Annotated in this window: 11 protein-coding genes; 1 reads left to right on the forward strand and 10 read right to left on the reverse strand. The window is 73.0% G+C overall.

What is annotated here, in order from left to right; translation table 11 throughout:
• Positions 1 to 93: 93 nt before the first annotated feature.
• The 4 genes from ACSU53_RS06585 to ACSU53_RS06600 all read right to left on the reverse strand — a co-directional run bounded on the left by ACSU53_RS06585 (position 94) and on the right by ACSU53_RS06600 (position 4,775).
• Positions 94 to 1,584, reverse strand: a complete 1,491-nt coding sequence (locus ACSU53_RS06585) for a glycoside hydrolase family 3 protein (RefSeq protein WP_437025496.1) — start codon at positions 1,582 to 1,584, stop codon at positions 94 to 96.
• Positions 1,585 to 1,594: 10 nt separating this feature from the next.
• Entirely contained in the window at positions 1,595 to 2,425 is an 831-nt protein-coding gene (locus ACSU53_RS06590) for a carbohydrate ABC transporter permease (RefSeq protein WP_437025498.1), read from the reverse strand.
• Positions 2,422 to 3,408, reverse strand: a complete 987-nt coding sequence (locus tag ACSU53_RS06595; RefSeq protein ID WP_437025499.1) for a carbohydrate ABC transporter permease — start codon at positions 3,406 to 3,408, stop codon at positions 2,422 to 2,424. The genes ACSU53_RS06590 and ACSU53_RS06595 overlap by 4 nt, the downstream gene beginning before the upstream one ends.
• Before the next feature lie 89 nt (positions 3,409 to 3,497).
• Entirely contained in the window at positions 3,498 to 4,775 is a 1,278-nt protein-coding gene (locus tag ACSU53_RS06600; protein WP_437025501.1) for an extracellular solute-binding protein, read from the reverse strand.
• 369 nt (positions 4,776 to 5,144) lie between these two features.
• On the opposite strand from ACSU53_RS06600, the gene ACSU53_RS06605 reads away from it, so the two are divergent.
• Positions 5,145 to 5,933, forward strand: a complete 789-nt coding sequence (locus ACSU53_RS06605; protein ID WP_437025503.1) for a GntR family transcriptional regulator — start codon at positions 5,145 to 5,147, stop codon at positions 5,931 to 5,933.
• Positions 5,934 to 6,407: 474 nt separating this feature from the next.
• On the opposite strand, the gene ACSU53_RS06610 is transcribed toward ACSU53_RS06605, so the two are convergent.
• The 6 genes from ACSU53_RS06610 to ACSU53_RS06635 all read right to left on the reverse strand — a co-directional run bounded on the left by ACSU53_RS06610 (position 6,408) and on the right by ACSU53_RS06635 (position 12,716).
• A complete protein-coding gene (locus ACSU53_RS06610) occupies positions 6,408 to 7,097 on the reverse strand; it encodes an N-acetylmannosamine-6-phosphate 2-epimerase (RefSeq protein ID WP_437025504.1) in 690 nt (229 codons plus the stop codon).
• Complete coding sequence (locus ACSU53_RS06615) at positions 7,094 to 8,065, reverse strand: ROK family protein (protein WP_437025506.1); 972 nt, start codon at positions 8,063 to 8,065, stop codon at positions 7,094 to 7,096. The genes ACSU53_RS06610 and ACSU53_RS06615 overlap by 4 nt, the downstream gene beginning before the upstream one ends.
• On the reverse strand, positions 8,062 to 9,021 hold the full coding sequence (locus ACSU53_RS06620; RefSeq protein WP_437025508.1) for a dihydrodipicolinate synthase family protein: 960 nt from the start codon (positions 9,019 to 9,021) through the stop codon (positions 8,062 to 8,064). The genes ACSU53_RS06615 and ACSU53_RS06620 overlap by 4 nt, the downstream gene beginning before the upstream one ends.
• A gap of 88 nt (positions 9,022 to 9,109) precedes the next feature.
• Positions 9,110 to 10,597 carry an exo-alpha-sialidase gene (locus ACSU53_RS06625; protein WP_437025510.1) on the reverse strand — a complete coding sequence of 496 codons (1,488 nt, stop codon included), beginning with the start codon at positions 10,595 to 10,597 and terminating at the stop codon, positions 9,110 to 9,112.
• Between the two features lie 25 nt (positions 10,598 to 10,622).
• Entirely contained in the window at positions 10,623 to 11,645 is a 1,023-nt protein-coding gene (locus tag ACSU53_RS06630; RefSeq protein ID WP_437025511.1) for an acetylxylan esterase, read from the reverse strand.
• Between the two features lie 318 nt (positions 11,646 to 11,963).
• A complete protein-coding gene (locus ACSU53_RS06635; protein WP_437025513.1) occupies positions 11,964 to 12,716 on the reverse strand; it encodes a FadR/GntR family transcriptional regulator in 753 nt (250 codons plus the stop codon).
• Positions 12,717 to 12,732: the final 16 nt, after the last annotated feature.

Raw genomic sequence — 12,732 nt, forward strand, 5'->3', positions numbered from 1 at the left:
CACGACGGCCTGACGCACACGACGGGCGCCCGGGACGCGGCAGGGCCGTGTTCCGGGCGCCCGTCACGCGTGTGCCGCGGGCGCGTCGCCCGGTCAGCCCGCGACCACCGCTTCCGCGGCGGCCACCCCGCAGACCCGGGCCGCGCCGTGGGTGGCGATGTGCAGGGCACCGCGCGGGGCGGACTGCGGTACGCCCATCTCGATGACAACGGTGTCCGGTCCGGCGTCCAGGAGCGTGTCCAGGGCGGCGCCCATCCAGGGGTGCCGGTGCTCGTCGCGGACCACCGCGACGACGCGGCGCCCGTCCGCCGCCTTCAGGGCCCGCGCCCCGGCGTCGGGCCCGGTGAAGGTGCCGGAGGCCGTGCCGGGCAGCAGGCGCTCCAGTTCCGCGCCGACCCCCCAGGGGGTCTCGTCGCCCACCGCGATGTTGGGCGCCGGGCTGAACGTGGCCACGAACACCGGGCCGGCGACCGGTGCGGCGGGACCGGTGCGGGTGACCGTGACCGCGCGGCGGGCCGCCGTGAGGCCGATCTCCGGCCGCGCCGCGGCGGCGGTGCCGGGTGCGTCGCGGACGCTCGCCGTCCACGCGGCCAGCTCACGGACCCGGGAGGCCGCGTCGGCGAGCCGTTCCTCGGACAGTTCGCCGACGCGGACGGCGGTGACGAGCGCGTCCTGCAGGCGCTGCACGGTGCCCTCGTCGCACAGCCCGCCGCCCACGCAGATCGCGTCGGCACCGGCGGCGAGGGCGAGGACCACGCCGTGCTCCAGCCCGTACGTGCCGGAGATCGCCTGCATCTCCATGCCGTCGGTGACGATGAGGCCCTGGTAGCCGAGTTCCTCGCGGAGCAGGCCGGTGAGGATGCGCCGGGAGAGCGTGGCGGGGCGCTCCGGGTCGAGCACGGGGACCCGGATGTGGGCGCTCATGACGGCCCGGGTGCCGGCCGCGATCGCCGCCCGGAACGGCTCCAGCTCCCGCTCGTGCAGGGTGGTGGCGTCCAGGTCGATGTGCGGCAGGGCGTGGTGGGAGTCGACGTTGGTGTCGCCGTGCCCGGGGAAGTGCTTGGCGCAGGCGGCCACGCCGGTGGACTGCAGGCCCTCGACGTAGGCGGCGGTGTGCCGGGAGACCAGGGCGGTGTCCCCGCCGAAGGAGCGCACCCCGATGACCGGGTTGGCGGGGTTGGCGTTGACGTCGGCCGAGGGAGCCCAGTTGAAGTTGACGCCGCAGGCCGCGAGCCGGCGGCCCAGTTCGCGGGCGACGTCCCGGGTGAGGGCGGTGTCGTCGACGGCGCCCAGGGCGTGGGCGCCGGGGAAGGAGGAGCCGGTGCGGACCTCCAGGCGGGTGACGTCGCCGCTCTCCTCGTCGATGGCGACCAGGAGGTCGTCCCGCTCGGCCCGCAGCTGGGCGGTGAGCGCGGTCACCTGCTCGGCGGTGGCGACGTTGCGGCCGAACAGGGCGACGGACGCGAGGCCCTCGCCGAGGCGGCGGCGCACCCAGTCGGGCGCGGTGGTGCCGTCGAAGCCCGGCTGCAGGACGGCGAGCGCGTCCCGGGTGAGGGTGTCGGTGCCGGTGGTGAATGTCGTCATGGGGTGGCGGTCATCCCTTCACGGCGCCGGCGGTGAGGCCGCTGACGGCCTTGCGCTGCAGGTAGACGAAGAGGATCAGGATCGGGATGGCGAAGAGCGACGAGGCGGCCATGGTCGCGCCCCAGTCGTTGCCGAACTGGCTCTGGAAGCTGGACAGCCACAGCGGCAGGGTCTGCGACTCGGGGTCCTTGTTGAGCACCAGGACGAGCGCGAACTCGTTCCACGCCGTGATGAATCCGAACAGCGAGGTGGCCATCAGGCCCGGCGCGAGCAGGGGCAGGATGATCCGGCGGAACGCCTGGGCCCGGGTGCAGCCGTCGACCATCGCCGACTCCTCCAGTTCCTTGGGCACGGCGGCGACGAAGCCGCGCAGCGTCAGGATGGTGAGGGGCAGGATCATCATCATGTAGAAGAGCGTCAGCGGGACCAGGCTGTTCAGCATGGACGCGTCCCGCACGATCATGTACATCGCGATGATCATGACTTCCCACGGCGCCATCTGGGCCAGCATGAAGCCGATGATGAAGCCGCGCCGCCCCTTGAAGCGCATCCGCGCCAGGGCGAAGGAGCCGGCCAGCGCGATCACCAGGGAGAAGACCACGGCCAGGACGGTGACGGTCAGCGAGTTGGTGACGTAGGTCCAGAAGTGGTCGACGTTGATCGCGGTGCTGAAGTGCTCGAAGGTCAGGTCGGCCGGGAACCAGACCGGGTCCTCCGAGAGGATGTCGCCGGTCGGCTTGAGGGCCGTGTTGAACATCCAGTACACGGGGAAGACGAAGCCGATGAACAGGACGGCGGCCGTGACGTTGGGCCACAGGCGGCCGAAGAGCGAGCGCTTCACAGCTCGTCCTCCTCTTGCTTGAGCACGATCCGGAGGTAGTAGGCGGTCAGGCCGAGCAGGATCGCGATGGTCAGGACGGCGATCGCCGCGCCCATGCCGTAGTGCTGGTTGCCGACACCCTCGACGAAGGCGTAGACGGGCAGGATCTCGGTGAGCCGGTCGGGACCGCCCTTGTTGATGAGGTAGACCTGCACGAACGCCTTGAAGACCCAGATGACCTCCAGGAACGTGGTCGCGTAGAGGAACGGCCGCAGGAACGGCAGGGTGACCGTGGTGAAGCTCCGCCAGGCGCCGGCGCCGTCGAGGGACGCGGCCTCGTAGAGCTCCTTGGGGATGGTGGTGGTCGCCGCGTAGAGGTTGATCGCCACGAACGGGACGGACATCCACACGATCAGCAGGGTGATGACGAAGAACGTCGACATCTGGCTGCTGGTCCAGTTGTAGTCGGCCATGGAGTGCCAGCCGAGCTTGTCCAGGACCCAGTTGACGACGCCGAAGCGCTGCGCGAACAGCCACTGGTAGACGGTGGTGGCGGCCACGATCGGCATGGCCCAGGCGAGGACCAGGCCCAGCAGCAGGGTGAACCGCATCCACTTGCCGAGGCGGGCGAGCAGCAGTCCGACCAGTGCGCCCAGCACCATGATCAGGGCGACGTTGACCGCCGTGAAGAGGATCGAGCGAAGGGTGACCCGCCAGAAGTCCTCACTGGTGAGGGCCGCCTGGTAGTTGTCGACTCCGTTCCATTCGGTGGCGCGCTGGATCAGCTGCGTCATGTTGAGGTTCTGGAACGACAGCAGCACGTCCTTGAGCAGCGGCCAGCCGAGCAGCAGCACGGAGGCCACACAGGCGGGCAGCAGCAACAGGTACGGGGCGAGCGCGCCGGCGCGCGACGCCGCTCTCGGTGTCGGCCTGCCGGGCCCTGCGGTGTCCGCCTTGCGGACGTCCGCCGGGCCGGAGGGCGGCCGTTCGGTCTGCACGGTCATGCTCGCGATCTCTCTTCTCGACATACTCGACGCCGGGCGGGGGCCGGCGAGTGGCCGGCCCCCGCCCGTTCCGTGCGCTCGCTGTGCGGCTACTGCTGCTGCGCCAGGCGCTTGTTGAACTCGCCCTCGACCTGCTTCGCGGCCTCGGCCGGGGTCTTGCCGTTCAGGACGGCCGTCAGGTACGTCTTGATCGGGTTCGGGTCGTTCTCCACGGCCGCCCACTGCGGGATCAGCGGCGTGGTGCCGCCGACGGCGGCGGCCGGCGCGGCGGCCTCGGCGGGGGCGTTGCCCTCCAGGTTGCTCTGCAGCGACTCCTTGTTGGGGATGACGCCGTTGAGCTTGGCGAGCTGGCCCTCGAACTTGTCGGAGAGCGCGATCTTCAGGAACTCCTTGGCGAGCTCCTGCTTCTTGCTGCCCGCGGCGACGGCGAGGTTGGAGCCGCCGAGGAAGACACCCTCGGGCTTGTCGGCCGTGGCACCGGGGATGGTGAAGTAGCCGATGTCCTTCTCGATCTTCGGGTTGGCCTCGGTCGCGATGCCCGCTTCCCAGCCCATGCCGATGAACGCGCCGACCTTGCCGTCGGCGAAGACCTCACCCTGCTGCGGGGTGGCCTCGTCCTTGTCCTTGGGCGCCTTGGACAGCGCCTGGAACTTCTTGTAGGTCTCCGCGGCGGCGGCGACCTTCGGGTCGTCGAGGTTGGAGACGTACGTGTCGCCGTCCTTCTTGACCAGTTCGCCGCCCTCGCCGATCACCAGGCCGACGAAGTGGTACCAGTTCTGGCCCGGCAGGTAGATCGGCTCGGCGTCGGTCTTCTCACCGATGGTCTTGAGCGCGTCGTAGAACTCGTCGCGGGTCTTGGGGGTGTCCTTGAGGCCGGCGTCCGCCCAGACCTTCTTGTTGTAGAGGACGACGCGGTTGGCGAAGTACCAGGGCGCCGCGTACTGCTTGCCCTCGTAGACGGACGACTCGTTGAGCGACTCGGTCCATTCGCCGCCGATCTCGGCCTTGAGGTCACCGAGGTCGGCGAGGCCGCCGGTCTTGGCGTAGGCCGGGGTCTGGGTGTTGCCGATCTCGAAGACGTCCGGCGGGTTCTCCTCGGACAGGGAGGTGGTCAGCTTCTGCTGGATGCCGTTCCACTGCTGGACCTCGAACTTGACCTTCGCCTTGGTCTTCTTCTCGAACTCGGCGGTGAGGTCCTTCTGCCACTGGTCCGGCGACGAGCCGTCCATCACCCAGACCGTGAGCGTCTGGCCGGCGTAACCGTCCGCGCCCGCCTTCTTGTCTCCGTCGCCGTCGTTCCCGCCGCACGCGGCCACGGAGAACAGCATGCCCGCGACTCCGATCGCGGCTATCAGCTTGCGCTTCACGCGCCACCCCTCCTCAGGAATGCCTTGCACACCCACGCCCTCGGCGGTGACCCTCACAACGGCGCAACAGCTCGGCGGGCTGGGACCCGGCTTCCTCTAAATGGTTTAGACCAGCAAGGGGAGCTTGGCCTAGACCTATGGCCCTGTCAAGGGTCGAATGCGCGGCAGTCGATAACGGCACGGCAACGTCAATTGGGGCATCGGATTCCACCCAAACTCGGACGCGTCGAGGGTTGGACTAGACCAACCGGGCGAGGCGCGGTTATAACGGGACCGCCGAGCGTGCGGCGCCGACACCGGCCGTCCGCCGACGTGCACCGCGGCCGGCACCTGCCGTCCGCGCGCCGGACACCAGGCGGAAGGCAGGTCATGAGCACGGACGTCAGCAGCGCCCCGGCCGACCCGGGGGCAGCGCCCGGCCGCACCGGCCGTGTCGGCCGGGTTCCGAAGTACTACCGCATCAAGCAGCGGTTGCTGCGCATGACCGAGGAGCGCAGCCCCGGTGCTCCGATGCCGGCCGAACGTCTGCTCGCGGTCGAGTTCCGCACCTCCCGCACGACCGTCCGCAAGGCCCTGCAGGAGCTGGTGAGCGAGGGGCGCCTGGACCGCATCCAGGGCAAGGGCACCTTCGTCGCCCGCCCCAAGGTGTACCGCACCCTCCAGCTCACCTCGTACACCGAGGACATGCGCGCGCAGGGACTCCACCCCGCGTCCGAGGTCCTGGACCTGGGATACGTCCCGGCCGACGAGGATCTCGCCGCGCTGCTGGAGGTGGACCGGGGCGACCGGGTGCTGCGCATCGAACGGCTGCGGCTGGCCGGCGGCGAGCCGATGGCCATCGAGGCCACCCACCTGTCGGCGCGGCGCTTCCCGCACCTGCGCCGCCATCTGTCCCGCAGCGCCTCCCTGTACTCGACCCTGTCCGAGGTCTACGGCGTGCGCCTCGCGGTGGCCGACGAGACCATCGAGACGTCCCCCGCCACCCCGCGGGAGGCCGGACTGCTCGGCACCGACGTGGGCCTGCCGATGCTGCTGCTGTCCCGTCACTCGCGGGACGAGGACGGCACCCCCGTGGAGTGGGTCCGCTCGGTGTACCGGGGCTCGCGCTACCGGTTCACGGCGACCCTGACGCCTCCGGAGCAACCGCGGAGGCGGTGACGGCGGCCGGGGCGGCAGCGGGGTGACCACGTCACCCGGCGGGCGGGACGGGGCCGTCGGGCTCGGTCGGGCTCGGTCGGGCTCGATCCGGCTCCGTCGGCTCCGTCGGGCGCGATCCGGCTCCATCGGGCTCCGTCGGGCCCGATCCGGCTCCGTCGGGCTCCGTCGGGCCCGAGCCGGCTCCGTCGGACGAGGCTCGCCGGCCCGCGGCCGGTCGGCCGAGGCGACGGCCGCCCCTTCCGCCCGCGGGGACGCGGACGCGCGCGAGGGCGGCGTGGGTCCACGCTCACCGTGGATCCACGCCGCCCTCCGGAGTCCTGGGGTCACCGGGACGGGGCCGACGTCCCTGGGGCACCGCCCGCCGGCCGCCCGCCCGGCGCTCGCCCGACCATCGGCCGGACGTCAGCCGCTCAGCCGGCCGGCCGCTCGACCAGTCGGCCGGTCAACTCGTCAGCCCGTCAGCCCGGCAGCCCGTCAACGCGGCAGCCCGGCGTCCGACAACCCGGCCACGAAGTGGCGGGTCAGCGCGGTCGGCGCCGTGATGGCCGTGCCGACGACCACGCTCAGCGCGCCCGCCGCGAGCGCGCCGGCGGCCTGCTCCGGGGTGGCGATCCGGCCCTCGGCGATCACCGGGGCGCCCGCGCCGACCGCCAGGTCCGCCACCAGCCGCAGGTCCGGGCCGTCCTGCTGCGGGGAGCCCGGCACGTACCCGGACAGCGTGGAGGCGACGAAGTCGGCGCCCTCCTCGGCCGCCCTGCGGCCCTCCTCGTAGGTCGAGACGTCGGCCATCACCAGCGCGCCCGCCGCGTGCACGGCTTCCACCAGGGCGGCGAAGGAACCGCCGTCCGGGCGCGGGCGGTCGGTGGCGTCGGCGGCGACGACGGCGGCGCCCGCGTCCACCAGGGCGAGGGCGTGCCGCACCGTCGGGGTGATGAAGACGCCGCTGTCCCCGTCCTTCCACAGCCCGATCACCGGCAGGTCGACGGCCGCGACGGTGGCCGCGACGACCTCCGGGTCGTTGACGCGGACGGCCGCGGCACCGCCGGCCCGGGCCGCGAGGGCCATGCGGACCAGGGTGTCGGTGTGCCGCATCGGGTCACCGGGCGGGGCCTGGCAGGAGACGATCAGGCGGCCCCGGAGGGTGTCGGCCAGGGTCGGGGTCATCGTGGCGCTCCGATGGTGCGGGGGTGGTGGAGGGGCAGGGTGCGGGTCAGCGCGGCGGCGCCGAGCACCGCGGCGTCGGGTCCGCCGCGGGGCGGCACGGGACGCAGGTGCCGCAAGGGGGGCATGAGTTCGGCGGCGAAGGCGGCGTTCAGGGCGTCGAGGTACAGGGCGCCGATCCGGGGGACGCCCCCGCCGACGACGACCCGGTCGGCGCCGAGGGCGTTGGCCAGACCGCCCAGCGCACGGCCGACGGCGCGGGCGCCGAGCACGACGGCCGCGGTGGCGTGCGGATCGCCGTCGGCCGCACGGGCGGCCACCCGCTCCAGACGCTCGGCGGCCAGGCCGCTGGTCCTGGTGTACTGGGCGGTGATGGCGGGCCCCGCGCCGATCGCCTCCAGGTGGCCGGTGGCGCCGCAGGTGCAGGGCAGTCCGTCGGCCTCGGGGCTCGGCAGGTGCCCGAGGTGCCCGGCGACGCCCGCCGCACCGCTCAGCATCCGCCCGTCGACGGCGACGGCGCCGCCCACGCCGGTACCGACGGCCGCGTAGATCATCGTGCTTCCCGGGCCGTCGCCGTCGGGACGCCCGCCGGGGAGCGGGGCGAGTTCCGTCGCGGCCGCCGCGCGGACGTCGTTGTCGCAGGCCACCGGGAGTCCGGTGCGGGCGGCGAGGCCGTCCGCGAGGGCGGTGCCGGTCCAGCCCCGGATGGTGTCGGTGGCGCTGGTGACGGTGCCGGTGACCGGGTCGACGACGCCCGCGGCGGCGACGCCGATCGCGGTGGCTCCCGGGGCCCACACCGCGCGGACCTCCTGGGCCAGCGCGTCGAGCACCGCCTCCGCCCCGGACGTCGCGGGGGTGGGCAGGGAGTGCCGGGCCAGGATCGTGCCGTCGTCCGCGACGAGCGCGGCGGCGATCTTCGTGCCGCCCAGGTCGAGGCCGATGACCGAGGGCGCGCCGTGCCGCACGGTCATCGGACGGGGAGCAGGCCGGCGTCGCGCAGACGCTCCTCGACGAGGGCGACCGACGCCTCGCCCAGCTGGATCTGGGGGGCGGCGGTGGTGCCGTCGGCGAACACGCCGAGCAGGCGCAGGGCGTGCTTGAAGGCGCCGATGGCGGAGGAGTTGCGGCCCATCTCGCTCTCCGGCCCCGCGTCGACCATGCCGAACAGCTCCACGAGCCGCTCCTGCTCCTCGACGGCACTGCCGAGGTCCCCGGCGCGCACGGCGTCGTAGAGGCGCACGTACCCGGCGGGGTCGACGTTGCCCAGGCCGGGGACGACGCCGTCGGCGCCGGCCAGCAGGGCGGCGTCGACGGTGAGTTCGGAACCGGTGAGGATGCTGAAGCCGGGTGCGGGGCCGGTGGCGCGGCCGTGGCGCCCGCCGAGGGCGACGATCAGCCGGCGCAGTCCGCCCTCGTCGCCGCTGCTGTCCTTCAGGCCGGCCAGCGTGCCGTCCTCGGCGAGTTCGCGGACCAGGGCGACGGAGAGCTTGCTGTGCACGGAGACCGGGAGGTCGTACGCGTACAGGGGCAGGTCGACGCGGGCACGCAGGGTGCGGAAGTGGGCGGCGATCTCGATGGGGTGGGTGCGGGCGTAGAAGGGCGCGGTCGCGACGAGCGCGTCGGCGCCGGCGGCGCGGGCGGCCTCCGCGTGGGCCAGCACGCGGGGCGTGGTCATGTCGATGACGCCGGCGAGGACGGGGACGCGGCCGGCGACGGCCTCCACGACGGTCCGCAGGGTCACGTCGCGCTGCCGGTCGGTGAGGAAGGCGACCTCGCTGCTGGACCCCAGGGCGAACAGCCCGTGCACGCCTCCGCCCACGAGGTGCTCGACGTGCCGGGTGAGCGAGACGGTGTCGACCTCGCCCGACGCGTCCAGGGGCGTGCAGACGGGCGGGACGACGCCGCGCAGCGGCTGGGACGGGGACATGGGAGTTCTCCTGGGGCTTGCGAGTGGTGGATCGGGGGAACGGGCCGCCGCGCACCGGCCGGACCGGCGCGCGGCGGCCCCGCCGGGACTACGGCGCGGTGACGGTGAACGTCGTGTCGCCGTAGGAGTGCTGCCGGCCGCGGACCGTGTACTCGGCCGTGGCCTTCACACTGCCCGCCGCCGTGCCGGCGGGCACGGTGACGGGGATGCTCATGTTGGCGCCCTGGCCGGGGTTGAGTGCGGGCACGGCGACCTCGGGGGCGCTCCAGCCGGCGGGCAGGTCGAGGGCGACGGTGCCGCCGGGCAGGGTGACGTCGTTCTGGCTGACGACGCGCACGGTGACGGTGGTGGTCCTCCCGGCGGGCAGGGAGGCGGGCGGGGTGACGGTGACCGGGGCGCAGACTCCGCCGAGCCAGTGGAGGTCGAAGGACGAGTAGGTGATGTGCCGGTAATTGGCGCGCTCCCAGAGCAGGCCGACCCGCGGGTTGGAGCCGGTGCCGTCGCCGAGCGGGGTGAGCGTGGAATAGGCGGCCGAGCCGGGTTCGACGGTCTTGCGCACCGGCCAGGTCTGTCCGTCGTCGCAGGAGAGGCGGACGGTGAGGTTGCTGCGGCCGCTGGTGGTGGCCGTGTTGCTGAACATCAGCCAGGACGAGCGGGGGTGGGAGGCGGGCACGTCGGGGGCGAAGCGGGCGATGGAGCCGTTGTTGGCGGGGTCGGGCAGTTCGGTGTCCTGCTGGAAGGGGGTGTAGGTGACGCCGCCGTCGCTGGAGTAGGCCACCTTGCGGTAGGGCGCGGAGCGGCTGTTGAGCATGACGCGGCCGTCGGAGAGCTCGACGGTCTTGTTCTCGTCGGCGCCGGGACCGACGAGGCTGCCCGCCTTCCAGGTGGCGCCGTGGTCGTCGCTGTAGACGCTCAGGGCGTAGTTGCCGCCGTTGTGCCGGACGGCGTACTGCTGGATGAGGCGGCCCGCGTACCGGCCGTGGCGCAGCTGGATGCCCTCTCCGGAGGCCGCGAACATGCCGCCCCAGGCCGGGTTCTTGATCTCGGCGGTGATCCGCTCGTGCTTCCAGGTCAGGCCGTCGTCGTCGGAGTAGCTGTAGTCGGCCTGCTGGATGTCGGGGTCGTTCTCGTCGTTGCCGGTGGCCGAGCCGAAGTAGCCCTGGTTCACGGTGGAGGAGTAGAAGGCGAAGATGCGCCCGGTCTCCCGGTCGACGAGGAGGCTGGGGTCGCCGTTGCCCTTGGGGGCGGCCTCCTTGCGCACCACCTGCTGGGTCTGCCAGGTGGTGCCGCCGTCGGTGCTGCGCCGGATCACCACGCCGATGTTGCTGGGCAGGTCGCCGAGGGTGGGGCGGGCGTCGTAGGCCGCGATGAGCGTGCCCTTGGTGGTCCGGGTGAGGGCGGGGATGCGGTAGTACGGGGAGCCGGTGCCGGCGGTGGCGATGTCCTGCGAGGTGAGCGTGCCGAAGGCGGGGGCGGCGGCGGCCTGCTGGTCGGCGGTGTGGGCGGGGGTGCCGACGGCCAGGAGGGCCAGCGTGGCTCCGGCGGTGACGACGGCCGTGGTGACTCTGCGCTGCATGATCGGGCCTCTTCTCAGGTGGGGATCAGGCGAACTGCGGGTCGTGCAGGGTGGAGGGACCGGGGTCGGCCTCCGGCTGGGGGGTGGTGAACAGCTCCTTGAGCCAGGTGAGCTGTTCGCGCCGGTGGTGGCCGCCGCCGCCCTCGTGGCCGTTGAACTCGTACACGCGCAGGTCCTTGGCACCGCCGTAGCGGTGGTAGGCGGCGAAGCACGTGGAGGGCGGGCAGACGGCGTCCATCATGGCGATGGAGAACAGCGCCGGTGCCGTGGCGCGGGAGGCCAGCACGGCGGCGTCGACGTAGGACAGGGTGGTGAAGACGGTCTCGGCGCGGTCGCGGTACAGGCTCAGGTACTCCGCGATCTCGGTGTAGGGCGGTGCGCCGGCCACCAGGGCGCCGCGGCGGATGTCGCACAGGAACGGGGTGTCGGTCATGACGCCCGCCAGGCCCGGCACCAGTCCGGCGACGGCGAGCGAGATGCCGCCGCCCTGGCTGTGCCCGGTCACCACGACCCGGTCGGGGTCGACCGCCGGGTGGGCGAGGGCGGCCTCGACGAAGCGGACGGCGTCGGTGTGGACGCGCCGGTAGTAGTGGTCGTCCGGGCTGTTGACGCCCCGGGTGAGGAAGCCGGGCACGTCGCCGTTGAGGGTGACGGTGTCGGGGGTCTCGCCGCCGGCGGTGGACCAGCCCTGGCCGCGGGTGTCCATGATGAAGTGCGCGTGGCCGGCGGTGGCCCACAGGACCTGCTCGTGCGGCAGGCCGCGGCCGCGTCCGTAGCCGAGGAACTCCACGACGCAGCCGAGCGGTTCCCGCGCCCCGGCGGGCAGGTGCAGCCAGCCCCGGACGGGCTCGCCCGCGAAGCCGGGCACCGTCACGTCGTAGGTGGTGACCTGGGTGAGGCCGGTGTCCACGGGCGTGTAGCGGGGGGTCCCGCCCGCCGCGCGGGCCGCGTGCAGGGTCCGCTGCCAGAACGCGTCGAGGTCGGCGGGTTCGTCGAGGTCGGGCCGGAGCGCGAGGCACTCGGCGAGGGTGAGGTCCGTCAGTGGCATGGAGAGGGCCCCGGTGGGTGAGGCGTGCGCGCGGCGCAGCGCGAGGAAGGGGGACGAAAGGCGAGGGGTGAGGTGGGACGAGGGGGGTGCGGGGGGACGTGACGCCGCCCCGACCAACAGCAGACGTCTGATGTCTGGTGTCCTGGGGACATTAAAGATCCGGACGACGGCCGTCAAGTGCCCCGGCTCACCGCCCCCTGCGGGCCGCCGGGGTGCCGGACGCCCGACCGGGCCACTCCCGGACACCCGTTGACGCCCCGCACGCACCACGGCGGAGGCGGCCCCCGTCCGGGGCCGCCTCCGCCGTGGAGATGCAGGTCAGCGCCGGGCGCGGGCCTCCGCGATGCGCTTGCGGACCGGTGCGTAGTGCTCGGCCAGGGCCGCCGCGAACTCCACCGGGTCGCGGTCCCGCACGGCGTTCACGATGCGCTGGTGGTTGGCGATGGTGGCCGATTCGTGCTCGGGCGTGAACACGTCGAGGTGCGGCGCGACAATGACGTACACGTCCCAGAACGCCGCGGAGAGCTGGCCGATCAGGTCGTTGCCGAGAGGGGCCACGAGCAGGGTGTGGAAGGCGCGGTCGGCCTCCACGAAGCCGTGCCCCTCCCCCGCCCCCGCCTTGCGCATCTCACCGACGAGCACCTCCAGCCGGTCGATCTGCTCGTCGCTGAGGGACTCCACGAGGCGCTCGGCCATGCCGCGCTCGAACAGCTCGCGCACCTCGATGAGGTCGCCGAGCACCTGGAAGTCGTCGTCCGGGCTGAGCAGGCCGCGGAAGGTCAGGCTCTCGACCAGGGCGGACAGACTGAGCCGGCCGACGTAGGTGCCGTGGCCGTGCCGCACCTCGACGATGTCGAGCGCGGTCAGGATCCTGATCGCCTCCCGCACGCTGGAGCGGCTCGCGCCCAGGGCCTCGCACAGGGCGGGCTCGGTCGGCAACGGGTCCCCCGGACGCAGCTCGTTGCGCAGAATGTACGACTTGATCCCGTCGACGACCTCCTGGCGCAGGGGTTGTCGCCCCGCCCTGGACTCCGAAACGGCACCCCGAATCGCCCTTTGTCCCACCGCCACCTCTTGACCCCTCTCC

This window comes from Streptomyces sp. enrichment culture, from assembly GCF_964273255.1.
GTDB lineage: Bacteria > Actinomycetota > Actinomycetes > Streptomycetales > Streptomycetaceae > Streptomyces.

Bases quoted from the DNA above. Each gene is read 5' to 3' on its own strand.
- ACSU53_RS06585 (WP_437025496.1), bottom strand. From the start codon at position 1,584: ATGACGACATTCACCACCGGCACCGACACCCTCACCCGGGACGCGCTC.
- ACSU53_RS06595 (WP_437025499.1), bottom strand. From the start codon at position 3,408: ATGACCGTGCAGACCGAACGGCCGCCCTCCGGCCCGGCGGACGTCCGC.
- ACSU53_RS06605 (WP_437025503.1), top strand. From the start codon at position 5,145: ATGAGCACGGACGTCAGCAGCGCCCCGGCCGACCCGGGGGCAGCGCCC.
- ACSU53_RS06610 (WP_437025504.1), bottom strand. From the start codon at position 7,097: ATGACCCCGACCCTGGCCGACACCCTCCGGGGCCGCCTGATCGTCTCC.
- ACSU53_RS06615 (WP_437025506.1), bottom strand. From the start codon at position 8,065: ATGACCGTGCGGCACGGCGCGCCCTCGGTCATCGGCCTCGACCTGGGC.
- ACSU53_RS06620 (WP_437025508.1), bottom strand. From the start codon at position 9,021: ATGTCCCCGTCCCAGCCGCTGCGCGGCGTCGTCCCGCCCGTCTGCACG.
- ACSU53_RS06625 (WP_437025510.1), bottom strand. From the start codon at position 10,597: ATGCAGCGCAGAGTCACCACGGCCGTCGTCACCGCCGGAGCCACGCTG.
- ACSU53_RS06630 (WP_437025511.1), bottom strand. From the start codon at position 11,645: ATGCCACTGACGGACCTCACCCTCGCCGAGTGCCTCGCGCTCCGGCCC.